This is a genomic window from Novosphingobium piscinae (assembly GCF_014230355.1).
Classification (GTDB): Bacteria; Pseudomonadota; Alphaproteobacteria; order Sphingomonadales; family Sphingomonadaceae; genus Novosphingobium; species Novosphingobium piscinae.
In genome coordinates this window covers 35035-59305 of the sequence record NZ_JACLAX010000007.1, presented here as the reverse complement: position 1 = coordinate 59305, position 24271 = coordinate 35035, and the positions used below count along the sequence as shown (strand labels likewise).

At 63.9% G+C, this 24271-nt stretch carries 27 protein-coding genes; 11 read left to right on the top strand and 16 right to left on the bottom strand.

The window, feature by feature from the left end; all coding sequences use genetic code 11:
- The first annotated feature begins 1 nt into the window (after position 1).
- Positions 2-940 (top strand): hypothetical protein, encoded by a 939-nt coding sequence (locus H7F53_RS08760; RefSeq protein ID WP_185679112.1) that lies wholly within the window; start codon positions 2-4, stop codon positions 938-940.
- Positions 941-1144: 204 nt separating this feature from the next.
- Here H7F53_RS08760 and H7F53_RS08755 read toward each other — a convergent pair whose 3' ends face one another.
- The 10 genes from H7F53_RS08755 to H7F53_RS08715 form a co-directional block, all read right to left on the bottom strand.
- Positions 1145-2884, bottom strand: coding sequence for a relaxase/mobilization nuclease domain-containing protein (locus H7F53_RS08755; protein ID WP_185679222.1), 1740 nt, complete (start codon positions 2882-2884; stop codon positions 1145-1147).
- A gap of 244 nt (positions 2885-3128) precedes the next feature.
- Complete coding sequence (locus H7F53_RS08750; RefSeq protein ID WP_425498159.1) at positions 3129-3752, bottom strand: lytic transglycosylase domain-containing protein; 624 nt, start codon at positions 3750-3752, stop codon at positions 3129-3131.
- An 81-nt stretch (positions 3753-3833) separates the two neighbouring features.
- Positions 3834-4166: a DUF736 domain-containing protein gene (locus H7F53_RS08745; RefSeq protein ID WP_185679110.1), complete on the bottom strand. Its 333-nt coding sequence runs from the start codon at positions 4164-4166 to the stop codon at positions 3834-3836.
- Entirely contained in the window at positions 4167-4742 is a 576-nt protein-coding gene (locus tag H7F53_RS08740) for a S26 family signal peptidase (protein ID WP_185679109.1), read from the bottom strand. It abuts the gene before it with no gap.
- Positions 4739-5278: a DUF2840 domain-containing protein gene (locus H7F53_RS08735; protein WP_185679221.1), complete on the bottom strand. Its 540-nt coding sequence runs from the start codon at positions 5276-5278 to the stop codon at positions 4739-4741. The genes H7F53_RS08740 and H7F53_RS08735 overlap by 4 nt, the downstream gene beginning before the upstream one ends.
- Before the next feature lie 146 nt (positions 5279-5424).
- Positions 5425-6303, bottom strand: coding sequence for a replication initiator protein A (locus H7F53_RS08730; protein ID WP_185679108.1), 879 nt, complete (start codon positions 6301-6303; stop codon positions 5425-5427).
- A 9-nt stretch (positions 6304-6312) separates the two neighbouring features.
- A complete protein-coding gene (locus tag H7F53_RS08725) occupies positions 6313-6585 on the bottom strand; it encodes a helix-turn-helix transcriptional regulator (RefSeq protein ID WP_185679107.1) in 273 nt (90 codons plus the stop codon).
- 126 nt (positions 6586-6711) lie between these two features.
- Positions 6712-7176 carry a DNA -binding domain-containing protein gene (locus H7F53_RS17650; protein WP_185679106.1) on the bottom strand — a complete coding sequence of 155 codons (465 nt, stop codon included), beginning with the start codon at positions 7174-7176 and terminating at the stop codon, positions 6712-6714.
- A gap of 19 nt (positions 7177-7195) precedes the next feature.
- Entirely contained in the window at positions 7196-7489 is a 294-nt protein-coding gene (locus H7F53_RS17580; protein ID WP_221773663.1) for a transcriptional regulator domain-containing protein, read from the bottom strand.
- Positions 7490-7652: 163 nt separating this feature from the next.
- A complete protein-coding gene (locus tag H7F53_RS08715; RefSeq protein WP_185679220.1) occupies positions 7653-7919 on the bottom strand; it encodes a DNA -binding domain-containing protein in 267 nt (88 codons plus the stop codon).
- Between the two features lie 214 nt (positions 7920-8133).
- Between H7F53_RS08715 and H7F53_RS08710 the strand changes: the two genes are divergently transcribed.
- Positions 8134-8370: a helix-turn-helix domain-containing protein gene (locus tag H7F53_RS08710; protein ID WP_185679105.1), complete on the top strand. Its 237-nt coding sequence runs from the start codon at positions 8134-8136 to the stop codon at positions 8368-8370.
- Positions 8371-8412: 42 nt separating this feature from the next.
- Here the strand turns inward: H7F53_RS08710 and H7F53_RS08705 are convergent, their stop codons facing one another.
- The 3 genes from H7F53_RS08705 to H7F53_RS08695 form a co-directional block, all read right to left on the bottom strand.
- Positions 8413-8736 carry a DUF736 domain-containing protein gene (locus H7F53_RS08705; protein ID WP_168903927.1) on the bottom strand — a complete coding sequence of 108 codons (324 nt, stop codon included), beginning with the start codon at positions 8734-8736 and terminating at the stop codon, positions 8413-8415.
- A gap of 597 nt (positions 8737-9333) precedes the next feature.
- A complete protein-coding gene (locus H7F53_RS08700) occupies positions 9334-9741 on the bottom strand; it encodes a hypothetical protein (protein WP_185679104.1) in 408 nt (135 codons plus the stop codon).
- A 144-nt stretch (positions 9742-9885) separates the two neighbouring features.
- Entirely contained in the window at positions 9886-10044 is a 159-nt protein-coding gene (locus tag H7F53_RS08695) for a hypothetical protein (protein WP_162895896.1), read from the bottom strand.
- A gap of 545 nt (positions 10045-10589) precedes the next feature.
- On the opposite strand from H7F53_RS08695, the gene H7F53_RS08690 reads away from it, so the two are divergent.
- The 9 genes from H7F53_RS08690 (at position 10590) to H7F53_RS08650 (ending at position 17225) form a co-directional block, all read left to right on the top strand.
- Complete coding sequence (locus H7F53_RS08690; RefSeq protein WP_185679103.1) at positions 10590-11705, top strand: Fic family protein; 1116 nt, start codon at positions 10590-10592, stop codon at positions 11703-11705.
- Between the two features lie 85 nt (positions 11706-11790).
- On the top strand, positions 11791-11964 hold the full coding sequence (locus H7F53_RS08685) for a hypothetical protein (RefSeq protein WP_185679102.1): 174 nt from the start codon (positions 11791-11793) through the stop codon (positions 11962-11964).
- A gap of 26 nt (positions 11965-11990) precedes the next feature.
- Positions 11991-12395 (top strand): DUF2946 family protein, encoded by a 405-nt coding sequence (locus H7F53_RS08680; protein WP_168903924.1) that lies wholly within the window; start codon positions 11991-11993, stop codon positions 12393-12395.
- A 77-nt stretch (positions 12396-12472) separates the two neighbouring features.
- Positions 12473-13003 (top strand): DUF2244 domain-containing protein, encoded by a 531-nt coding sequence (locus tag H7F53_RS08675; protein ID WP_168903923.1) that lies wholly within the window; start codon positions 12473-12475, stop codon positions 13001-13003.
- Positions 13004-13006: 3 nt separating this feature from the next.
- Positions 13007-13204 carry a hypothetical protein gene (locus H7F53_RS08670; protein WP_185679101.1) on the top strand — a complete coding sequence of 66 codons (198 nt, stop codon included), beginning with the start codon at positions 13007-13009 and terminating at the stop codon, positions 13202-13204.
- Positions 13201-13692, top strand: coding sequence for a copper chaperone PCu(A)C (locus H7F53_RS08665; RefSeq protein ID WP_118072630.1), 492 nt, complete (start codon positions 13201-13203; stop codon positions 13690-13692). The genes H7F53_RS08670 and H7F53_RS08665 overlap by 4 nt, the downstream gene beginning before the upstream one ends.
- The gene (locus tag H7F53_RS08660) at positions 13679-14308 is read left to right on the top strand and encodes an SCO family protein (RefSeq protein WP_185679100.1); all 630 of its coding nucleotides are present in this window, start codon (positions 13679-13681) and stop codon (positions 14306-14308) included. Before H7F53_RS08665 ends, H7F53_RS08660 begins: the two co-directional genes overlap by 14 nt.
- Before the next feature lie 44 nt (positions 14309-14352).
- Positions 14353-16503, top strand: coding sequence for a TonB-dependent receptor plug domain-containing protein (locus H7F53_RS08655; RefSeq protein WP_185679099.1), 2151 nt, complete (start codon positions 14353-14355; stop codon positions 16501-16503).
- A 446-nt stretch (positions 16504-16949) separates the two neighbouring features.
- Entirely contained in the window at positions 16950-17225 is a 276-nt protein-coding gene (locus tag H7F53_RS08650; protein ID WP_162895895.1) for an energy transducer TonB family protein, read from the top strand.
- A 68-nt stretch (positions 17226-17293) separates the two neighbouring features.
- Here H7F53_RS08650 and H7F53_RS08645 read toward each other — a convergent pair whose 3' ends face one another.
- From H7F53_RS08645 to H7F53_RS08635, 3 genes are all read right to left on the bottom strand, one after another.
- Positions 17294-18223, bottom strand: a complete 930-nt coding sequence (locus tag H7F53_RS08645; RefSeq protein WP_185679098.1) for a DUF2493 domain-containing protein — start codon at positions 18221-18223, stop codon at positions 17294-17296.
- Between the two features lie 334 nt (positions 18224-18557).
- The gene (locus H7F53_RS08640) at positions 18558-19595 is read right to left on the bottom strand and encodes a DUF7146 domain-containing protein (protein ID WP_185679097.1); all 1038 of its coding nucleotides are present in this window, start codon (positions 19593-19595) and stop codon (positions 18558-18560) included.
- A 75-nt stretch (positions 19596-19670) separates the two neighbouring features.
- Entirely contained in the window at positions 19671-24050 is a 4380-nt protein-coding gene (locus H7F53_RS08635; protein WP_185679096.1) for a strawberry notch-like NTP hydrolase domain-containing protein, read from the bottom strand.
- Positions 24051-24271 lie beyond the last annotated feature (221 nt).

The following is a 24271-nucleotide window of genomic DNA, read 5'->3' as shown; positions in this document are numbered from 1 at the left end:
CATGCTCGACATCGCAACACTGCTCGACGCCAAGGTCGAGTTGTCCGAGGCTGCGCCTGCTTGGGACCTATTCATCTCAGCGTACAACGACAGCGAGCGGGTGCGTTCGGTATTTGAGCGCGTGCCAGCCCTCGAACGGCATTGGTGGGTAATGCCAGAGTACCGCTATAGGCCAAGCGAACTGCCCGAAATACCATCAAGCTCCTTCCTAGCCGAGGGAGATGAGGCCTCTATCATCAATGCCGGACTGGCGGCGGCAGGATTCGACCAATCGCGTCACCGCAGGCTGCTATTCGACATTACCGGAATGATGCGGCCCCACATTCTTTACTTGATGGCGCACCTCGCGGACATTGGTGTGACCGCTTTTGATTTGCTTTATACCGAACCTGAGCAATATGCGCGTAAGGCTGACACCGTGTTTTCGATCGGCGAGGACGTACGTGTCGTCACGGTCAACGGCTACGTCGGGGCACACGAAACTGAGACCTCGGGGGATGTTGTGGTAGTCGGCATCGGCTACGATCACCATTTGATCTCTCACGTCCTTCAAGCCAAGGAGGGTGCACGGGTCTTGCAGCTCCATAGTTTCCCGTCTCTGAGCGCGGACATGTATCACGAGAGCATACTGCGCTTTGACAAAGTGCAGTCTGAGCAGCCTCGTAGCGGCGATGAGATATACTATTGTAGTGCAAACGATCCGTTCGTGACGGCAGCTTCCCTTGCTGCGGCTGTCCACTCGGCCGGTAGGCACTACCGGATCACCAATCTCTACTTGTCGCCGCTTGCCACGAAACCTCAAGCAGTAGGCTTCGGCCTTCACTATCTACGTCATCTACGCGACTGTCCGGCGTCTATCATCTACCCGTCGTCACCCAGCTACTCACGCGAGACCACAACTGGCGTCGGCCGCTCGTGGATATACCCCATTCACCTGTAATGGTACGAGTGAGAAACTACCTCCCTTTGGGAAATAAATGGGCGACAGCTCTATGCTCATCCATCAGCGCTTTTTGAGTCTAGGCCTAGGAGCGAGAACTGCTGCGATCTCGTGCAACTGAATGAAAGGCTGGGTTGCTTATTACGCCGCCAGAACCTGCCTGTTGGGATTGTCCGACCATGCAGACATTCAGAAGTCCGAACCTCAAATCGAAATCGACCTCGACCGCGCAAAACTCCAGTCGACCCCTCCGCGCTGGTTCACCGCCCCGGTCACGGCCTGGCCAAGCTTGCGCTCCAAGGCGGGCTGCCAAGGCACTAGCTGGAACCCCAGACCATTGTCGATCATGGCGAAGCGCCCAGACGCAAGGTCGACGCGCTGCCGGTAAATGCCTGCGACATGCTCCCCGGGCCCACTCGCATGCAGCTGAAGCCCGGTCTGCCAGGAGAGCCTGTTCGCCGCCTCGGCCATCTCTCCCTGACGCAGGGTTTCGAGAAGGCCGCGGGCAAACAGAAACCGCCGCCCTTGCCGGGTTGCCAGCCCTTCCTCGACCAGATGCTCAGAGCGTTGTTTCAGGGCTTCCTCGACCTCCCGCCCAAAGCCAGCCCCATGTGTTGCTGGCTCCCGCGCCACCAGTTGCTGATCAAGCCACGTCGCTCCTTTGGCCGTGACCTGTTCCGCCAATCCCAGATCCGAACGGACCGTCAGCGCGGCATGGCCCTGTCCCTTGCGATCGGTCCACTGCCGCAGTTCCACGATCGCGCCGGGCCGGGCATCGCTGGTGGCTTCGAGATCGTTGAAGCGCAGGTGATGTGTCCTACCATCCATGCCGTCGACCACGGCGTAGGCCTTGCCTGACAGCTCGTCATGAAGCCCCCTGCTGGCCAGTCGGCCGATGATCGGATCCGATGGCTGCTGGTCGTGAATTGCAAGCCGGGACAGGTCTGAGCGCCATCCGTTCTCCGCCATCGAGCGGTGGATCGTTTTGATGACATCATCGCGGATTTCGAGATCGCGCAGGGTCTTCTCGGCATCGGCGCGCATCGTCCAGCGCCCTGGCTGCGTTTCTCTCGCGAGCCCCATGCGTGCCAGCGTGTTGACCCTGCCTACAAGCAGCGCATGGCGCCGGCGGTCCTGATCCGCCGCTGGGCGCAGATCGATTACCTGGTCGCGATCCTGCATCGTGCGAAGTTGCCGGTCGAGGCCCGTCCACCGCTCCGCAGAGACCTCACGGGCCATTGCGTGCTGGATGTCGCGTTCGCTCCGCGGCCCGAGCTCGATGGTGACGCGCTCTTCGGCCCGTGAGCGCATGCCCTCACGGATATAGTCACGGTCGATGACCAGGTCAGCACCGTCGGCTGCTCGCCCCCGGACGAGGACATGAACATGAGGGTTGTCGGTGTTCCAGTGATCCACCGCGACCCAGTCGAGCCGGGTGCCGAGATCGCGGGCCATGTCGTCCATCAGCTCGCGGGTGAACGTGCGCAGGTCGGTAAGTTCGGTCGCATCTTCGGGTGACACGATGAACCGGAAATGGTGTCGATCATCCGCGCAGCGCTGCGCGAATGCTTCGCCATCGGCATTGTCCCCGCCGGCATCGAAGAGCTGACCGCGCGCCTGGTCGCGCGTCACGCCATCGCGCTCGAGGTAGGAGACGTGAAGCGCAAGCGGCGCGGCCCGGAACCGCGCGCCTTTGTGGCGCACGGCGCGCGCCTTGATCACCACACGGCGCTGATAAGGCGAACGCCGCGCGCGCAGTGCAGCTGCGCGGCCCCGGCCATATCTTCCCGTCCCGGCAGGCTTCCCGCTTCGGCGAGCGAGCGGCGTTGCCCCGGAGCGGCGCGACGCCTTGAGCACTTGGCCGACGAGCGAGGTCGCCTTGCGGCTGGCCGGCATGCCCTGGTCCCGCGATCGGCCGGGACGGATCTCGAAGTCATCGTCCATCATGACAGGGCCAAAGTCGGCGACGTCGCCTGATACGGCGTAAAACGGCGGTTTCGGCAGCGATGCGACAGCAGAGGGGGTAGAGCGGCGTCGCAAATTCCTGAAGCAATCCAATCACCTCCACCCCAGGCGACGTCGCTCCTTTTATCTCGCCATCCTTCCGCTCCTTTCCCTTCCGACCTCTCCCCTCCGCACAATTCTTCGCCAGTCCACGCCATGATGCACTCGAGAGACCAGGGCGTGATCACGGTAACCGACGTCCCGAGACAGGGGCGAAGAGCCCGCTGGGTGCACGCGCTGATGCAAGCGGCGGGTCCGCAGGGTCTCGCTCGGCGGCGAATGCAGCTGAAGTTTCCGGCGTGTCGGAGCGCAAAGCAAACAGCGCCGCCTGGGTCCACGACGTGCGAACGACTGGCAAAGGCGAAGCACCAGCCGCCAGGGGCGGCGAGCTGCCATTCTGCAGCATAGGTGCAATCCGGCCGACATAGGCGCGCGTTTCAGCGGGCAGCGGGCGGCCCTTGTCACGGTAGTCGGCATAGCGACCGGGCCCCGCATTGTAGGCGGCCAGAAAGCCGTCGGCACCGTAACCGTCGTACATTTCACGCAGGTATGAAGTGCCGGCCATGATGTTGTCGCGCGGATCGAACGGGTCTGAGCCGAGGCCGAACCGGGCGCGCTGGCGCGCCCAGGTTCCGGGCATGAGTTGCATCAGCCCCATGGCCCCGGCCGACGATACGGCACCGATCCGCCCGGCACTCTCCACCCGCATGACCGCATAGATCCAGTGTTCGGGAATGCCGAACCGCTGCGATGCTTCGGTCACATGGGCGGCAATATCGACCCGTTGCGCCGCCGCCGGCTCAGGCACAGGCCTCGGCAAGGCTGGTGCGGCAGACAGGAGAACCAGCGCGGAGCAAAGGATGCGAATCGGACGGCGCCATGACATGGTTCAGTCCGCCTTTTCGCGCCGGGACGGACGCGACCAGACCAGCACATGCTCGTTGCCGTCGCCCTGGAAGAGATTGGCGCGCAGCGGCTGAACGAAAACCGGATCATCAATCTGGATCGCCACATAGGCACCGGCCTTCTCCCCGACATGCTTCCAGGCTGCGCCGATTTCGCGTGCCTCGTCGTCCTCGCCGACAATCACCCGGTAGTCCGGCGCATTCTCGCTGTCGGACGGATCGGCCGGGACGAGCACCAGGTCGATGTCGAGCGTGAGCGTGTGAAGGTGTCCGGCAAAACCGCCGTCGGCGGAAACAAAGGTTCCGATACGCATCATTCATTCTCCTTGCTTGGGGGTGAAAACAGAGGAAGTCTGGGCCTGCGCGAACCACACGCGGCGGCCATTGCCGCGCTCGTCGGTCCAGACCGGAACGGCGCGGCCGGTGACGGCATTGGCAGGCAGCGGGCCGAAGTAGCGCCCGTCAAAGCTTGCTGGCTGATCCGGATTGAGGGTGAAAATTTCGCCGGGACCGAGCACATGACAGCCGCTCCAGACTGGCAGCGGACGCCCCATTCGGTCGTTTGCGAGCGCGAGGGCGGCAAGTTGCCCGTCGATGGTGACGCCGTGACGGAAGCGGCAAACGCGCTGGCCGGAAACGGCGGCGACGCGCTTCAAGAGCGGGACACCAGCGGGCAGATAGCCCCGTTCGGCGAGTAGTCGCTGGATGGCAGGAGGCGGTTCAATCGCGACACGGTCATCGACCGCGAGCGCAGCCGGATCGCTAATCCAGTAGAGCCCGGTCGGCACGGAATGGGTCACATTCCAGACGAGCGGACGGCGCGCGGGCAGAGCCAGCGAGGCGATCGCCAAACCTGCGGCAGCGACGGCCAAAATGGTGGTTCGCCGCTTCATCCCTGCAACGCCTTGCGCGCGAGCCAGGCCCGATGCCGCTCGGGTGAATAGCTGCGGGGCGTTTCGGCAGCGATCAGCCGGTTGTGAATGTGACGCCAGTAATCGGGGGCGACCTCGCAGGGATCGATACCGAGCTGCTCGATGGCATCGATCAGCGCGAAGACACGCCTGACCTTGCGCCACCCCGTCACGGACAGCAGCACTTCGGCGCCAGGGGTGACGTGCGGGACGCGTGTCACCGGCGCTCCTTCGGCAACGGCCAGCAGGATGTCGCAACGCGAAAGGATTGTGCCGTAATCGTTGAAAGCCCAGCGCACGAACCCGAAGGTCTGTCCTGGCGCATAGCATTCGACTCGGCGCCGACGGTCACAGATGCGGCTTGCAACCGGCTTGCCAAAGCGCAGCCAGTGCTCGCGCACGCCCTCCTGCCAGAAGAGCTCAACCTCCGTGAAAGCCCCGCGCCGGGTGCCTGCGGCATCGCCGCTCCTGCCGAGCGGCGGCTGGCGCAGTTGTCCACAGGCCCTGGACGTTAGCAAGAATCCGAAGGATTCTTTGTTAGCACAGTTAAGGGACCTTAAAGCCTTGGAGTTCTGCGGCTTTGCGGACGATTCCGGTTCCCGATAGTCCGAGTTTGCGGTTCCTGATCGTCCGAGGCCGGGGGTTCCTGATAGTCCGAGTGCAGTCATGACTTATCCACTCCGCTGTAGCCGAGCCGCCGCATCGCGGCATCGAGGGGATCTTCGGGGATGCAGACGAAGCTGAGCCGTTCCCGGCCGAGTGCATGCTCGAGCGCGAGACGGTAGCCCGGCAGGGGTTGGCGACGGACAATGTCGCGTAGCTCGAAGGTAAAGCGCTTGAGCGGCGACAGCGCGCCTGATTTCAGATGAAGGTGGGCGACATCGAAACTCCAGCCACCCTTCTGCTTACCGCCATGCTTTCGCACGATCCGGTAAAGCCAGCGCTCCAGGCCGCCTGTCAGGCCAAAATAGGTCCGGTCGATCGTCAGCACGAGCGCGGCATCGAGCACACCTTCGTAGAACCAGTCCGGGACGATCATCTCGATGCCCAGGGCCCGGCCCGAACTGTCGAGGCGTTCGCGCCATTCGTTGATCCAGGAGAAACGATGGCGGCGGCGGTGGTGGGCCTGACGGATGGACGTCGCGACGGTGGTCGACTGCAGCCGGTCGAGCCCCGCTTTCAGGCGCTCATAGCTGGCCTTTCCGGTCCCGCGCCGGGTGAAGCTCAGGATTTCGTGGGGCGTGGCAGCGATCAGCCGCGAGGTCGGGCGACCGCGATCGCGCGCTTCGACAATCTGGCTGGCGACCCAGATCAGCACATCGGCATCCCAGATGGTCGCCATGCCATGTTCGGCTGTGGCTTCGACCAGAATCGAGACCTCTCCCATCCGGAAATCGATCGGGCGCACCCGCTTGGACTTGGCGAGGCTGAAGAAGGGCCAGGTCATCAGGTCCTGAGCATCGCGGGCGGCTATCTCGCCGCCGCTACTGACGAACAGATCAAGCTGGCCTTCGCTCCCGGAAAAGGCTGAAACTCGGCGCATGGCTGGCCCTCAGCGCCGCACTGGCGGCGTATAGCCATCGACGCGCTTCGCCGGATGGACCACGCCGCGGCCGGGATCGCTGGTCGAGTGCCGCAGTCCCCGTTCGGCCCAGGCGTCGAGGTCGCTGATCGCGTAAACGATCCGCCCGCCGAGCTTGCGGTAGATGGGGCCAGTGCCGAAGCAGCGATGCTTTTCAAGCGTGCGGGCGGACAGGCCGAGGTGCAGGGCAGCGTCAGGGGTACGCAGAAATCGCGGCACGACCGGCGTAGGAATGGCATCCATGGTTTGGCTCTCTCGCGTCTGGGGTTAGCGGCGGACAGCGCCGCCGACAGACGCAAGCCATGGAGAAAGGCAGAGGGCGGAAAGGAGTGACGCAGAGCAGGGCATGCGCTTTGTCACCCCGGCCAATCACCCCTTTTCGAGCAGGGTCCGGTAGCCTTCGCGACACATCCGCTGCGCCTCGCCCAGCAGGCGATGGGTATGGCGCCGCTCGCCGGATCCTTTCCATGCAGCGCCCGTAAGCGGCTGATTGCGTGGAAACACGAGTGCGAAGGCGATCTGCCGCAGGGCGAGGCCTGCGGCATGGGCGTCGAGCAGCGTCAGAAGCTGGATGAGCCTGTGCTGACGATAGCTCGTCAGATGGTACGGCGCGCGCTCTTTGATGGGTGGGGCAAATCCAATCAGCCCCGCATAAATCCTGGTGGATACAAGGCGAAGTGCCGTACCGGGCGCGGCCGGCACCGAGAAGCTTGTTTGCGGGCAAGCGGGATTATGACGGAAAAGCAGACGGTGGCGGATGCCGGCCACATCAAGGACGAGATGGAGCCCGGCTGGCAGCTTCCGGTCGTTGCGGATGACGGCACCGGCTGGCACCAGGGTGTCTGGCGTTTCGTCAGGGCCTTCGAGAATGACCGTGCCTGCACTCAGGCCGGGGTCCCAGATAGCCGGGCTGCATGATGGAAGCTGGCCTGGATCGCAGGGGAAAGCTCAGGCCCCATCGTCCGGCCAGACCCTCCCTTTCCTGATCGGCGCGGGCAGGCTGGGCTGCGATGCGCATTTCGGTTGCGTCGAAGTCATGTTGGTAGTCGGGATTACGGCGCAGGAATTCCTGCGCAAAATCCGCAAGATCGTGTCCCGCATAGTGCCTGGCGGCGGTTGGGGACCGCCACGACGACTCTCCCGACATCAGGCTCTCCGTTTTGCTCGCGCAAACTGGCCAAGCCCGACATGGTCGAGAATTATGGTTAACGGACAAGTAACCATGATGGATCAAGCTTGTGCGGACGGGTAGATAACTGGCCCTCCGCAATCGCCCTTATCGGCGGCACTTTATGCCATCTTGCACTCGTCTACGTTCCGGCTGAACGGGCAAGCAATTCACGATAGCCAGCCTGCGTCATCCATCTGGCCCGGGCGAGATGGCTGTCATGAAGTTTGCGGGCAAAGTCCGGGTCTTGGTCAGGATCGATCGCAAAGATGATCCGCACGGCCTCCCGCCAATCCGCCCCCTCTGCGGCTGCGTCGAGCAGGCGCAGATAGGTGACGAGGTGCTGCTCGTCATATTGCGTGAGCGTATCGCTCCGAGGGGGTTCTGCTGCGAATGGCTGCATTGTTATCCGACAAGCCAGATAGCAGACTCGGTGCCTGCGCGCGCGTTCATAGCAGTCTCTCCAATTTGGCGGAATTGCCTTCAATTCTCCGAAATCGGGGACATCGCTATCCCTTTGAGAGGCCAAGTCATCGGAGCAGGCAAAGTGCGCCGGTTCATCCCATCTAGTCGCGTATTATAATACGTCGCACTATAATACGCGACTGGTTTCTAAGCTGCGGATGGATATCCGCAAGCTCTTCGGGACCAACGTGAAGCGGTATCGCGAGGCGGCCGGCTTGAGCCAGGCCGAGATCGCCGCGCGCATGGGCGTTGACCGTGCTTATATCAGCGCCATCGAGCGCGGCCTGCAGAATGCGACCCTTCTTTCGATCTGGGAGATCGCGCAAGCGCTCGAGGTCCGGCCCGTTGCGCTGCTCGAGGAACCGGACTTCTCGGCGCCACCCAGCGAATGCTGAAAGCCCCGCCCGGCAGTGCCGGGCGGGGCCTGGTGGTTGCCATCAGTCGTTGTTCGACTTGCGGGCCCGCGACCAGATCAGGTTGTAGGTCTTGCCGTCCTCGTCATCGAAGAGGTTGGCGAAGATGGGGGCGGTAAAGCTCGGATCGTCGAGCTTCAGCGAGAGGTAGTCGCGGCCTTCGCCCGAGCGCTTGGTCCAGGCTGCGCCGATTTCCGCGCGGCCGACGAAGACCCGGTGGCTGGGGGCGTTCTCGTTGGCGGTGCCCTCTTCGGCCACGATCCGGACGTTCTTGGTCTGCACGCTCATGGTGACGATTTCGCCCTGGTAGTCATTGCCGACCTTCTTGAAAGTGCCGATGTTCGCCATGTTCATTCTCCTTCAGTGCTTCGATCCCGCGCCCGTCGCGGTCTCGATGGCTGGGTGAAGGCAGGACATCGGGCCGCCGCACCCGTCAGGGCCGCAGCGCCAGCGGAGGATGGCAGTGCGCCAATCTTTCTTGTCTGCGCGAGGAATGCCGCGCAGCGGCAGGGGAAGAAAGTTGGCAAGCAGCCATTGCGGCAAGGCCGGATGAGGCAACGCCATTCCTGCCAGCCAGGGCCATGGAGAAGACCGCATTGGGCGCAAGGGTCGCGCCGGAACGGAGACTGGCGGTTAGACGGTCACGCAAGGTGGCGGATTACTAGGGCAAGGCGCCTCGTGGAGCAGACCTTTCCGGATTGAGTGGCGGTTGGGTCCGCCATTTAACGCCTCCGCCTGTCTGTAGCGGCACAAGGGGAATGCCCTGCTCGACCTGCTCGACCTGCTCGGCAACGCTGCCGGATACCCAAAGCAGAGCGGCGATCCGTTTTGCTACCGTTTCCAATCGACCGCCCTCGGGACGGGGTGGTCGACCAGCACCTGGACACGGGCCAACATCGATACGACTGACGGCGCCCACCAAGTCCAGCAGTGCCGGACGGGGCTTCAGCCTTGCGGCGCAGAGAGAAGCTGCTTCTGGGCAGCAAGGCCGAAGTACAATGCGGCGCCCGCTCCGACGATGATGGAGGCCATGCCGACGGGAGCGAAAGCGCCCCAGATGCCCTGCACGGCGTGATATCCGGCCAGGCCCGCCGGAAGGGCAAAGGCAAGGCTGACGAAGACGCGGGCCGGGATGGATGGGCTGCCGACCAGCAATTTGGCCCCGACGAGCAAGGCAAAGGCAGAAGCCGCCGCCGCCGCCAGGACTGCCGCAGGGATCCCGAGCCCATGCTGCCAGGCGTACATGGCGGAAAGGCCTGCGCAGTAAAGCGGCAGCGCAAAGACGATCATGCCGGCGAACAGGCGGGCGAGCAGCACGATCGCAGTGATGGAAACAAAAAAGGCAAGGATCATCGCATCCTCCCGATAAGCGGGTTCAACAGGATGCGCTTTCCACCACCTCCACAAGCGCGTGCGGGCCAACAATAGCAGGCAGGGCGCAAGGCCGGAAGGCGAAGTTGCGCTTCCGGCCCCGACGCGGCGCTGCGTGAGCCGCCGTCAGAACGGATCGTATTCATGGAGGATCTGGCTGGCATCGCCGTCGTATTCGGCGGATGGCATGACGCCGTAGGCCGCTCCGGCGCGGAAGAGAGTGACGCAGACCATCAGCGTCCGGGCGAGGTTCCATGCGTGGCGCTGGGCAAGGGGAAGCGGCATCTGGCGATCTCCTGTCTTGCGGCGGGGACCATCCCCGCTCGACAGGCGACCGACGTGTCGCTCCGAACCCTGCAATCACCGCGGCGGCAGTCATGCCGCAAGGCCGCACGCCAGAGGCGTAGCGGACCCTTCACGGGTTGATGGCGTCAGGGGGGCTGAGCGACCAAGGATTGAGCCTCAAAGGGCGGGAAGGTCCGGGGCCGTTCGACAATGAGCAATTTCTGCCTTCACCTCGCCGCGAGTGTGACCACTTCTGCCGGGCAAACCATGGAGCTGATGCCGAAGATCCGGACGGCAGAGAGTCCCTGACGAAACGAACTTTGCGGGAGCCTGATCGCCGCATCGAACGCACCGCCATCTTGCGATGGAACCGGCCTGATCCGATACGTGTGAAGCCTTTGGTGATCGTCTGTGAACATCAAAGGTGTTTGATGTAGGCAAAACCCTACTTTGCGATCATCAAATGGTATAGCTGTTGATAGACGATCATCAAAGCACGTTGTGATTCGTGCGCACTAGCCTACGCCCGCCTGACGGAGACGCCATTGCCTGTTGTCTATCACGAAGGACGTTTCCCGCCCGCAACGCTTGATCTGGGCGCGCTGTTTCCGCTTGTCGGGCCGGCCAATACCGCCATTGCGCGGTATGAGGGGGTCCTCTCAGGCATTCCCAATCCCGACATTCTGCTTTCGCCGTTGACGGCTCGCGAAGCCGTGCTCTCCAGCAAAATTGAGGGGACGCAGGTAACGCTTGGCGAGGTTCTGGAATTCGAGGCGCAAGGGCATCTGTTCGACGAGAGCACGCCCAAGAAAGCCGACGCACGCGAAGTCTTGAACTATCGCGCCGCCCTGCGCGAGGCGGACAGCCTGATGGCGGAGCTTCCGCTGTCCCAGCGCCTGATCAAGGCCACGCATCGAGTTTTGATGGATGGAGTGCGCGGCCGTCACAAGGATCCGGGCGAATACCGCCGCATCCCCAACTGGATCGGTCCGGACGGTTGCACCATCGAACAGGCACGCTTCGTACCGCCAGGTGCCGATCGTATCGAGGACGCAATGGCGGACTGGGAAGCCTATATTCATGCCGATGCGCCGGATAGGTTGGTGCAACTGGCTATCGTTCATGCCGAGTTTGAATCGATCCACCCCTTCCTCGATGGCAACGGGCGCATCGGGCGACTGATCATCCCGCTGTTCCTTTATGCCCATGGGCTGTTGTCGCGCCCCAATTTCTACCTGTCGGAATACCTCGAAGCCAATCGGGACGAGTATTACGACCGGATGCTGGCCGTTTCCCGCGACGACGACTGGAGCGGATGGGTGGCCTTCTTCCTGCGCGGCATCATCGTCCAGGCAGAAGCCAACACCCAGAAGGCCCAGGCGATTTTGGCGCTGCATCAGGACAAGCGCGATTGGGTCGTCGAGATCACCCACTCGCAATATGCCGTGCGAGCCCTCGACTGGATCTTCCTGCGCCCGATCTTTCAGACACCGGACTTCATCGCCTCGGCCCAGATTCCGCCAGCGACCGCCCGCAAGATTATTCGCGACCTGCGCGACAACGGCTTGCTGCGTGAACTGGTGCCCGCCTCCGGGCGGGCACCCGCAACATTCGTATTTTCGGAATTGCTGAACATTGCGGAGGGCCGGGAGGCGTTTTGACCACAGGCGCAATGCCCATTCGCCAGGCCTTCTGCGTGCGAATGGGCTCGTTGCCGTCAGTCATCCCAGCGATGATCGACCCGGGTTGCGAGCATCGCTTGCCGGCAGCATCCATGACGAGTTCGATTTCGCGTCCCTTCGCGTCATAGCCTTCCCCTTCGATCCGGCCATCGTCGCGCTCAACTTCCTTGACCCGGACAATACCGGCCCGGCGGATACTGCCCGCTTTTTGGCGAAGCGGTCCGGGGATGACAAATAACCGATGATCGCATAGGGCGGCGCGACATGAATCTTGTTCGCGCCTTTTTCCTGCGACATCGCGCTCTGGCTATCGTGCTGGTGCTGGCGACGCTGTGCATGAAGGCAATCGTCCCGACAGGCTTCATGATCGGCCAGAACTCCAAGGTTCTGACAGTCCAGATCTGCGATGACGCCTTTGGTAATCACGCGGTCAAGCAGATCGCCATTCCGATGAAGGATGGCTCCAGCGACTCAAGCGGCAAGCAGGGCAAGAGCGAATGTCCCTTCAGCTCGCTGTCGATGGCGTCGATGTCGGGTGCCGATCCCGCACTGCTGGCGCTGGCGCTGGCATTCATCCTGGCTCTGGGCTTTGTGTCGACCCGCACCGCCCACCCCGAGCGCGTATTCCATCTCCGTCCGCCGCTGCGCGGACCGCCGGCTCTCGCCTGACAATCTGAACCGATTTGTCGGACCGGCCGGTCCTGCGCCCATTTTGCGCGTGCCCGGCCTAGCCGGAGCACATTTCCATGTACGAACTGTTGTGCCGTTCATCGCAGCGGCCCTGGGCGCCCCAGCCTGAAAAGCTGGTTGCAGTGCCCGAACGGGGCACTTCCAGGCCCCTCATCCTGCACATGCAGGAGAACCGCTCGCACCTGACGCAGGAAGCGCGGGTCTGTTTCAGCGTCATTGCCCTGCTGTTTTTGGTCACCAGCATCGCGCCCGCGCTAAAAGGCCACTGGCTCGTCCCTGTCTTCTCGATCCTTGCCCTTGCGGGTCTGACGTTCGCGCTCGAAAGGCATGGCAAGTCCCGGCCTGCCAGCGAAACGCTCGAACTTGCCGAAGGCAGGGTGCGGCATCGTGATAGCGCCGGGCAGCAGGTCGAACTGCCCTCATTCTGGATGCGGCTTGCCGCAGAGGGCCGCAGTCCATCCGAATTGCGCCTGTTCCTGCGGGGCCGGGATGGCTCGATCGAATTCGGGCGCTGCCTCAGCCTTGATGAACGCCGCGCCGTTGCCCCGCTGGTAGCTGCGGCCCTCGCGCAGACACGGGGGTGCTGAGCCATGAACATCCTCGCCGTTTCCGACCAACGCCACCAGAGCCTGAAGCGATTCCGCCTCAAGGTGTGGAAGGCAATCGTTCTTTGCGCCGCGTTGCGCCTTGCCGACACCGCGCTCGGCTTTGGTTTCATCGAACCCACCCACTCTCTCGCCGCACAGGAAATACCTGCCGGCTCTGTCGCACAGGAGTGCAATCCATGATGTTCCTTCAGTCCAGAATTCTCGTTCCGATGGCTGCATTGGCTGCCCTGGGCACCTCCGCCCTGGCGCAAGCCAACCAGTCCGAGGGCCTTGCTGTTCATCATGCCTGGTCGCGCGAGACGGCAGCCGGGCAGTCCGTGGGCGGCGGGTTCATGACCATCTCCAACCGCGGAGCCGCAGCGGACCGCCTCCTGTCCGGCACCAGCCCTGTGGCCGCCGAAGTGCAACTCCACACCATGACCATGGATGGCGGCATCATGCGCATGCGCCGAGTCGAGGGTGGCATCGCCGTGCCAGCCAGAGGCACGCTCGAACTTAAGCCCGGCAGCTATCACATCATGTTCATGGGGCTGACGCGCCAGCTGCGCCAAGGCGAGCGCTTTCCCGTAACGCTGCGTTTCCAGCGCGCAGGCAGCGTGACAGTGCAAGTCTCGGTTCTGCCCGTGACCTCCTCGGGCTCGATGGACAGTGGCCATGCAGGGCACTGAGCAGAAAGCCGGGCGCAAGGGCCTGGCGCGGCTGCGCGCAGGCCTGTGGGTGGCTGCAGGTGTGAGCGTATTGATCGCACTGGCCGTGATCTATGATCGCGGCCATCCTCCCGGCGATCCAGCCAGCCAATATGCCAGTGCGTTCGGCGGTCCGTTTGTTCTGACCGCCCCGGATGGATCGAGCGTCACCGACAAGACGTTAGCGGGTAAACCCTATGCCATCTTCTTCGGCTTCACCCGTTGCCCCGATGTATGCCCGACCAGTCTTGCCCGCATGGCACGGCTCCGGAAACAACTCGGCCCGGATGGCGCAAAGTTCAATATCGTCTTCGTCTCGGTCGACCCCGGCCACGACAAGCCGGCTGATATTGGAAACTATGTGGCGCTGTTCGGCACCCCGATGATCGGGCTGACCGGCACCGAAGCCCAGCTGGCCCAGATCAAGAAGGGGTATGGGGTCTACTCCGCCAAAGTCCCGCAGCCGGGCGGCGACTATACCATCGATCATACTGCCGCGATCTACCTGATGACCGCCAGAGGCGAGTTCTCGGGCACGATCGACGCCCACGAGCCCGACGCGACGGCGCTTGCCAAGCTCAAGCGCCTGATCGGCTGAACCGACCTTCGAACTTTCAAGCATCACTCCAGGAAAGGCATTCCATGAATTCGAAAATTGTCTCGCTGCGCGTTCTGCTCGCCGCCTCATCCACCCTGCTGCCGCTTGCCGCGCACGCACAGGAAATCACGCAACTGCCCCCGGTCGATGCAGATGCCGCAAATGCGGCCGATAGCGTGGGCACTGCTCCGGTGACAGGACGAGAATTGACACGCGAGGACATCAAGCGCCGCCACAACGCGACAAGCGATACCGGCGATCTGCTGCGCCAGTTGCCCGGTGTCAGCGCCAATTCGGGCGGCGGGTTCTCCTCGATGCCGGCTCTGCGCGGTCTGTCCGAGCAGCGACTGCGCATTACGGTTGATGGCGCGCCGATCGATCTGTCCTGCCCCAACGACATGAATTCGCCGCTGTCCTATACGGTTCCGCAGACGATCGAATCGATCCGGGTCGTGCCGGGCGTGGCGCCGGTCAGCATGGGCGGCGACAACATCGGCGGGATCATCTCGGTCGAGAGCGTAGCTCCCCGCTTCGCTAGCGACGGCACCACGCTGGTGACTGGTGAGGTTTCCGCGTTCTATCGTTCCAACGGCGATGGTTTTGGCGGCTCGGCGCTGCTGACGGTGGCCAATGCCAACCTCAGTGCAACCTACACCGGCTCCTATACCCAGGCACAGCAATACAAGGCCGGTGGCGATCTCGGGCGGGTCCGCTCGACCGAATACGCCAAGACCGACCATGCCCTCGCCCTCGCGTTTCAGAACGATGCCGGGCTGTTCAAGCTGAAGGGTGGCTACCACTTTTCGCCCTATGAAGGCTTCGCCAACCAGGCGATGGACATGGTCTCCAACAAGTCGTGGTTCCTCAACGCCGGTTATGACGGAGAATTCGACTGGGGCTCGGTGAAGTTCACGGCTGATTACCGCGATACCGACCACGAGATGAACTTCCTGGAGGACAAGCTCCCCGGCGCCATGCCGATGATCACCGAGGTCCATACCTTCAGCACCGCGCTCAAGCTCGAACTGCCGGTATCCGCGCGTGACAAGCTGCGCATCGGAGGTGAATACCACCACCAGTGGCTGAACGACTACTGGCCACCGGTAGCCGGCAACATGATGATGGGGCCAAACACCTTCGTGAACATCAATGGCGGCACGCGCGACCGCATCGGCGGGTTTGCCGAATGGGAGGCCCACTGGAGCGACACGCTGTCCAGCGTGATCGGCGCGCGGCTTGACCATGTCCGCATGAATACCGGGCAGGTCCAGCCCTATTCCACATCGATGATGAACATGGCGGATGCCACGGCGGCGAACGCTTTCAACGCGGTGGGACACAAGCGCACCGACAACAACTGGAGCGCATCCGCGCTGCTGAGCTATGCTCCCACTTCAGGGGTCGCGATCGAGCTTGGCTATGCGCACAAGGCGCGCTCACCCAACATCTACGAACGCTACACCTGGGGGCGCGGGACCATGGCGAGCCGGATGATCGGCTGGTATGGCGATGGCAACGGCTATGTTGGCAATCTGAACCTGAAGCCGGAACGCGCCGATACGGTCAGTGCCGCAATCGAGTTCAAGGGAACTGACAATGCCTGGTCACTTCGGTTGTCGCCTTATTACACCCACGTCAATGACTACATCGACGCTGCGTTCGTGAAGAATCTGACGCACCCGATGTCGGGCCTGCCGATGCCTTTTGTCCAACTGCAGTTCGCAAACCAGAAGGCTGAATTTGTCGGGGTGGACGTGTCTGGTCAGGTGGAGCTTTGGGATGGCGGCAAGGATGCCGGGACGCGCCTAAGCGGGTCCCTGTCCTGGGTGCGCGGCCAGAACCTCTCGGATCATGCGCCGCTCTACCACCAGATGCCCTTGAACGTTAAGGTCGCGCTCGACCATCACCAGGGGCCAATCGAAGCGGGCATCGACCTGGAATGGGTGGCAGAAAAAACCCGTGTGGACGCGACCCGCAACGAACCGGTCACCAGCGCCTATGCCCTGGTCAACCTGCGCCTTGCTTACAACCTGGGGCCGGTAAAGCTTAGCGTCGAGGCGGAAAACCTGTTCGACAAGGGCTACAACCTGCCGCTCGGCGGCGTATCGCTGGGCGATTACAAGGCGACCGGCGTGCTGCGGCCGGTGCCCGGTCGTGGGCGTTCGGTAAACTTCGGCCTCAGCGCCAGCTTCTGAGCATGAACACAGGCGGGCAACCAGATGGGGCATCGCAGGGTCATCAGCCGATGGCCCTGCCTGACTGCCTGACGGGTGCCCGCCTGTTTGCCCTGTGCGCGACGACAATCGTGCATCTGCTTGTGGCCGCAACTCTTGCCAGCATCCTCGATTCTAGGCCCGATAGCACCAAGGATCGGGGGGCGGCCCTAACCGTCGTGACACTGGCAACGAAACCGCCTGTGAGGGTGCGAAAAGAAAAGGCAGAGCCGCCGCCCGCCACTGTACCAGCTTCATCATCGCACCTCCCACAACCAGCAAAACGTCCGCCGACCAGAGCGCTAGGTGCCGAAACGTCATCGGCACCAGGCTCGTCTGCCCCTCTCCCCTCGGCGTCCGAATCCGTGAAACCTGCCAAAACTGCCCTAGCTCTTGCCTCAACAACAGAGCACCCGAGTGCAGCCGAAATGTCGTCGGCTCTCGAGCTCTACCGAGCGGCGCTTTGGCGACAGATCGATGCGCATCGGCCCCGTGGTGTCACCATGCGCGGAACTGCCATGATCCGGTTCCGGCTTTCACCCGACGGCGCATTGATCGAAGCTACCGTGTCGCGAACCAGCGGCCTGATCCAGCTCGACAAGATCGCGCTTCGATCCGTGCGCCAGGCGGCGCCTTTCCCACAGGCTCCGGCCGGCATCGCGGATACGCAGCTTACATTCGAGATACCTATCAATTTTCGTTAGGCGGCCTGGACCGCAGGGACATTGCGGCGAGGAACTTCAGGCTTGGCGATCGTTATCGAAATGGGCGGTCAGCTGCCGCCAGCGCCCACCTTCCAGATCTTGAGCCCCAGCTTGCGCGCCTTGTCGACGAGGTTGGCGTTGATCCCGTTGCCAGGGCAGGCAATCACCGCCTTCGGCATGGCCTCGAGCATGGCATCGTTGCGGCGGAACGGGGCGGCTTTGCGGTAGCGTTCCCACTCGGGCCGGAAGGCAACATGCTGGACCTTGCGGTTGCGCGCCCAGAGCATCGCAATGTGTTCGCCGCCGGTCGGGTTGCCGCCGTGGAAGAGGACCATGTCGGGATATTTGGCGTGAACCCGGTCGAGCACGTCCCAGATCCGCTTGTGGTCGGTGTAGTCGGGGCCGGCGGTGAAAGCGACGCGGGTCCCGGTTGGCAGCAGCGGTTCGATCTCGGCCTTGCGCTTGGCGGCGAGGAAGTCGCGGCTGTCGATCATCGCGGCCGTCAGGGTCTTGTGGTGGACGAGTGATCCGGTGCGCGGCGTCCAGGGCTTGCGGAAGTGGCGTTCGTACTGGTCACCGGCAGCCTCGCGCATGAATTCCAGGGCATTGCGGCGTTCGATCAGCGACAGGCCTTCGCGCAGGAGGCGTTCGAGTTCGACCGAGCGGACCTCCGAGCCATCCTGTTCCCCCTGGCTGCGGCGCTGGGCATCCTCGTTGTCATCAAGCTCGCGCTGCACGCGGCCGGTGGCGCGATGGAAGATGTTGACGGTCGACCAGCACAGTTCCTCAAGGTCAGGCTCGAGACGGGTGTCGAGCATGGTGGCGATCAGGGCGTCGAACATGTCGGCGATCGCACCGGACGCGATCCGCTCTTCGGGCAGCGGCCTGGGGTCGGCCTCGTCCGAGAAGGGGCGGTAGCCATAGAGGCTGAGTTCTTCGAGCAAGTGCGCCGTGGGGGAAGATGCGTGTTCGGGTTCGTGATCGTCATAGTCTTGCATGGGGTGCGCTCCTGATAGCGGAGCCGGGCGTTCTCCCGGCCTTCCTTCGCGCGTCCTCTGGTGACGGCCAGACCGGCGGCGCACCGGGAGCGAAGCGGACGGCCGCAGCGATCAGCGCAGGACGGCAAAGCCCGAGCTATTTTGCTTCGCGATGTAAAGGCGGGCCATGAGCCCGCCGACGGAAAATAGCCGGGGCGGCGCCGTTGCTCCGCCGGACAGGCCGGCACAGACGCGCATCACAGGAAGGAAGGCCGAACGATCCGGCGGCAGATGACAGGCAGAAGCGCGAACAGGACAGCCTGATCACCCGGACCGGCACTTCCTCTTCCTGGCCTTACGCCTTGCGGAGCAAGGCCTCGTCCCCGTTACCGAGCTGCCGGGCAAGGTTGGCCTCCATGGCTTCGCGGGAGCATTGCCGCAGGTCATCGTTGAAATCGCCTAGGATCGGCATGAGCGGGATCACCTCGATGCCCGACGTGGCGCAGCGCTCGGCGATGGCGGCAAAAGCTGCCTCACCGGCCTTGTCGCGATCACGGGCGACATAGAGGCGGTTCACGCCTGCCGGGAACAGGAAGGCTGCCAGGTGCGCGGACGACGTACAGGCCGCGAGAGGCATGGCCGGCAGACATGCGCGCAGGGAAAGCATGGTCTCGATGCCTTCGCCGATAATCATGCGATCCGTAGGCACGCCGAAGCGGACGGCATGGCCGAGAATGGCCCCCATGGTCTTTCTGGGATGAGCGACGGGTGCCTTGTCCTTTCCGGACGGGTCGAGCCAGGTGCGATGCACACCGGTGATACCGCCCGCATTGTCGGTGACCGCAGCAATCAGGGCGGGCCAGCGCGTCGGCGTGCCCGGTGGGTCGTCACGGGACGGTCGGTAATGACAGCCGGCCAGGAACTGCAGCGCCGCGAGGTCGGCAACCGCCACTATGCCTCGGGACTGGAGGTAGGCTTGCGCGAGCGTACCAGTGATCAGACGGCTGCCCGACCAAAGCCGCAGGGCGGCGTCCCGATGGCCTGAACTGGTGCAACTGAGCCCGGACGGACGCGATCGCGGCACAGAGACTGGAGTTTCCGGCAGGGAGAGAAAGCGGCGGGCTTCGCTAAGGGTCTCCCGCATGCCGGTGGTTCCAACCGAATGGGCGATAATGTCGAGTAGGTCGCCATGGTCGCCGGTGGCAGCGTCGGTCCATTTACCGGCTGGGCCTTTCTCGCCGTCGACCAGGCGGACATAAAGACTGCGCCCCGGTGCGTTGTCGACATTGCCGACCAGCCAGTAACGCCCCTCCTTGCACCCGTTGGACAGATACCGGCGGCATACCGCCTCGGCCTGCTGGCCAAGGCGGCGGGATAATTCGGTGGCATTCATGAGACAAAGCTCCTGCCGAACAAAGAAGAGGGGTAAGGATGCGATGCGCGGTCCGGAACCGGCAAATCGGCGGGGTCAGGCTACCCTGGCGCTCTCGCGGCGGGGCAGGATACGCTCGAGAGGATAGCGATCGAGCAGCCGGGCGAGGATGGCGGGGCCTTCGCTGCCGGTCGGCACGAACAGGCGCAGTTTCCACGAAACGATTTCGGATATCAGCCCGATCGCCTTCAGCCGGTCGAGCGCCAGATCGCTGAAACCCGCAAGCTCGATGCGCGGCGTGCCCATGGCGCGGACCTGCTGGAGGGTCTGCCCTTCGCGCAGCTGCAACGCCGCTTCTCCGGACATCAGCATGGCGAAAGCGGTATCGGACGCGAGTGCCGGTGCCTCTTCCTCGATGATCGCGGCGACCCAGGCTGGCGAGACCTTGCGCCCGACAAAGCGCTGCCCGTCATCGGTCTGGAGCCGGTATACCCGGGTGCTTTCGTCGGGCAGCTGCTTCCAGATCGGCAGCAACAGACCGCTGACCATGTGCAGGGTGCTGGTTTCAAACTCGGGTATCGCCCCGAGCTCGGCAGTCCAGACTGCTTTGAACCGAGCTTCATCGGCAGGTTCCCAGTGGCTTGCCGCCATGGCCTCGATCGGCACCGTGCTGGCCTCTCCCGGGCGCACCAGTCTAATGCGGGCTTCGACCGAACCGTCATCGCGCATCATGCTGCGCGCGGGCATCTCGACCGCCGCGCGGCCCGAGCGCTGGTTGAAGAGCAGCCGTCCCTGGTTGCGTCCGGCAAGCTCAAGTGCTTCATCCAGCGTGACTGTCCGGGTGCGATCGTTGCGGGCGATGGTCAGCAGGTCGGTCACGGCGCCGGTGCCGGGATGGGTATAGATGGTCCGGCGTGAGGTCAGCGCGAAGCTCTCGGCGCGCAAGGTCTCTAGGCCGATTTCATAAGTGCCGCTGGCAATCGCGCCTTCGATTCGGCGGAAGAGCAGGTCTTCGAACGCGGTGAAGAGAATGTCCTGCAGCGCAATCATCAGGGCCAGCATGCGGTTGAGGAAGGTCGTGATCGGCGGAAGCTCGTCGCGCAGCCCGCCGCCTTCGGCTTCAATGATCGATAGCCCGGTCGCCTGCTCGAACTGCTGGAGACTGCAGCCTTCAACCTTGCCGGCGGCGATCAGGGCATAGAGCTGGCGCAGGGCGTCGCGCGCATAGTGCGACTCGAGATTATCCTCGGGCCGGAACATGTTCTGCCCGCCCGTCTGGCGCTGGCCGCGGGTGATGGCGCCAAGGCTGTCGAGCCGCCGGGCGATGGTCGAGATAAAGCGCTTCTGCGCCTTCACATCGGTCGTCACTGGACGAAACCGGGGCGGCTGCGCCTGGTTGGTGCGGTTGGTCCGCCCGAAGCCCTGGATGGCGTTATCGGCCTTCCACCCGGCCTCGAGCAGGTAGTGGACCCGCAGCCGGCGGTTCCGGGCTCCGAGGTCGGCGTGATAGGATCGCCCCGTTCCTCCGGCGTCGGAGAAGATGAGGATCCGCTTGGCATCGTCCATGAAGGCTTGGGTCTCAGCGAGGTTGGCGGACGCGGGACGGGTCTCGACGGCAAAGCGGACCTGCCCGCTGCCATCGCAGTGCGCGACAATGCGCCGGGCGCGGCCGGTCACTTCGGCGACCACATCCGTGCCAAAATGATGGAGGATCTGGTCGAGCGCGGCAGGCACCGGCGGCAAGGCGGCCAGATGCTCGATCATCTGCTGGCGGCGTGCGACCGCCTCGCGGCAGAGAACCGGCTGCCCATCCTTCCAGACCGGGCGCGATGACAGGTTCCCCTCCTCATCGCTGTAGGGCTCGAACAACTGCACCGGGAAGCTGTGCTCGAGGTACGACAGAACATATTCGCGAGGCGTGATGTCAACGCGGACGTCGTTCCACTCCTCGGGCGGAATGTCCGCCAGACGCCGCTCCATCAGGGCTTCCCCGGTCGAGACGATCTGCACGACGGCGGCATGTCCCGCCTCCAGGTCCTGCTCGATCGCGGCAATGACGCTCGGACACTGCATCGCGGTGATCAGGTGGTTGAAGAAGCGTTGCTTGGCGCTTTCGAACGCCGAGCGGGCGGCGGACCTGGCCTGGGCGTTGAGCGTACCGGTCACCGAAGTGACGTTGGCTGCAGCAAGGGCTGCATCGAGGTGATTGTGAATGACCTGGAAGGCGGCGGCATAGGCATCGTAGATCCGCACCTGCTCGCCCGTCAGCGCGTGTTCAAGCATGTCATATTCGACCCCGTCGAACGACAGCGAACGCGAGGCATACAGCCCAAGCGCCTTGAGATCGCGGGCCAGCACTTCCATTGCCGCGACCCCGCCGTTCTCGATCGCCGCCACGAATTCGCCGCGCGTCGCGAACGGGAAGTCTTCACCGCTCCACAGTCCGAGCCGCTGGGCATAGGCCAGGTTCTGGACCGTGGTCGCCCCGGTCGCCGAGACATAGACAACTCGTGCCGAGGGCAAGGCATGCTGGAGGCGCAGACCCGCCCGGCCCTGCTGGGAGGGCGTCTGTTCGCCCCGACTGCCCTTGCCGCCGGCGGCATTGGCCATGGCATGGGCTTCGTCAAACACGATGACCCCGTCAAAATCGCAGCCGAGCCATTCGACAATCTGCGCCAGGCGCGAGGCCTTGCCTTCGCGTTCCTGCGAACGGAGGGTCGCATAGGTCGTAAACAGGATGCCTTCGGCAAAGCGGATCTGGCTACCCTGCCGGAAACGCGACAGCGGCGTGACCTGCAGGCGCTCCTGGCCCAGCGCCGACCAGTCGCGCTGCGCGTCTTCCAGCAACCGGTCCGACACCGAAATCCATAACGCGCGGCGGCGCCCCTTGAGCCAGTTGTCGAGGATGATCCCGGCGACCTGGCGGCCTTTTCCGGCACCGGTGCCATCACCAAGGAACCAGCCCCGCCGGAATCGGACGGCGCCCTCCTGCTCCTCGCTCGCGGCCGACAGGACATCGAACGTCGCATCCACTGCCCAGGCTCCGGACAGAAATCCGGCATGGGCTTCCCCGGCATAGATCACTGATTCGAGCTGTGTGTCAGACAGCATGCCATCGGCGACCAGTCTCGCCGGGACATGCGGACGATAGTTGGGTGGCGGCGGTGCTACCGAGGCCATGGCCGCCGACTGGACCAGCGGCGTCGGATGGGGAACTGCGCCCGGGATGCGGAGCGACTGGAGCGTGTAAGGCTCGTAGATTGCCTCGCCCAGCTGGACGGTGTCTGCTGGGGCGCTTTCGAGCGTCTCATACTCGAGCTCGATCCCTTCGAGCGACGGGACATTGCCCTTCAGCGGGACCGCGACCACGGCAGGACGGCCATGCTGCATCCCGGTGGCGCGTCCATCCTGGGGCCCGACGATGTGGACGGGAACAGACGGCGTGCAGTCCGGCCGGGGCGACAGGTCGGCGAGGATCCAGTCGAGCAGGCTGGCAACGTCCGGGGCCATCCCGCGCGGCTCAGGGAAAGCAAGCGGATCGGCAGCAGGCAGCTTGTCGATCACGGTCAGGCGCGTGGCAATCGCGGTGCCGTGGGGCGCGAACACCTTGCCGGCAATCGCGGCGGTAAAGACGAGAGTGCCTGCCTGCTGGAGTTCAGCAAAGGCGTCCTGCCAGGCAGGATCATGGGGCGAGCAGTTCGCGCCGGTGATGGCGACAAGCCGCCCGCCGGGGGCAAGCCGCGCAAACGCCGAGCGCATGTGGCGCAAGGCTGCATCGCGGACCCGGCCCTTGACGTGGACCGCTGCCGAGAACGGCGGGTTCATCAGCACGAGGCTCGGTGACAGGTCGAGCTCCAGAAAATCGTCGATCTGGGCAGCGTCGTGGCGCGTGACCGGCAGGGTCGCAAACAGTCCGGACAACAGGTCAGCCCGGCCATCGGCCAGCTCGTTAAGGTGCAAACGGGCGCCCATGATCTCGGCGAGGATCGCCAGCATGCCGGTTCCTGCCGATGGTTCGAGAACCAGGTCACTGGGCGTGATCCGGGCTGCGACGGCGGCAACTAGCCCCAGCGGCAGGGGCGTGGAGAACTGCTGAAAGGCCTGTCCGTCTTCCGATCGCCGGGTCTGGGTCGGAAGCAGGTCGGCCAAGCGTTGGATGGCGGCGAGCAATGCCTGTGCTCCGCCCGGCCGCCTCAGCAGGGCTGCGCCATAGCGGCGCAGGAACAGGACCTGGGCCGCTTCGCAGGCTTCATAGGCAAGCTTCCAGCTCCAGCGCCCCTCGGCATCGCTGCCGCCGAAGGCTTCCTCCATGACCCGGCGCAACCGCGCGGTGGCAATGCGCTCGCCCCGCACCAGCAGGGGAAGGAGCGCGGTAGCTGCCGTGATCAGGCGACTGGGCTCGCTGTCTGCGGCGGCGGGGGGCCTTGCATGCGCGGCGCGCGGCAAGGCCGAGGCGGAAACGGGCAGAAGAGACATGACAGGGAACTCCGGACTGAAGGTTGCGGCCCGGCACGATCTCCCTCGATCCTGACCGGGCTTGCTCGCGTCCCGGCCAGCCTCGTCCTCTCTGGTCCGCCGTGCAGGCGGACATGCGAAAAGGCCTGCTCCCGGGCGGTACGCACGGGAACAGGCCAATCGCTCAGGGCATTTCAGGTGGGCTCACCTCACGCCAGCGTTGCACCCGCTGACGCGTAGGA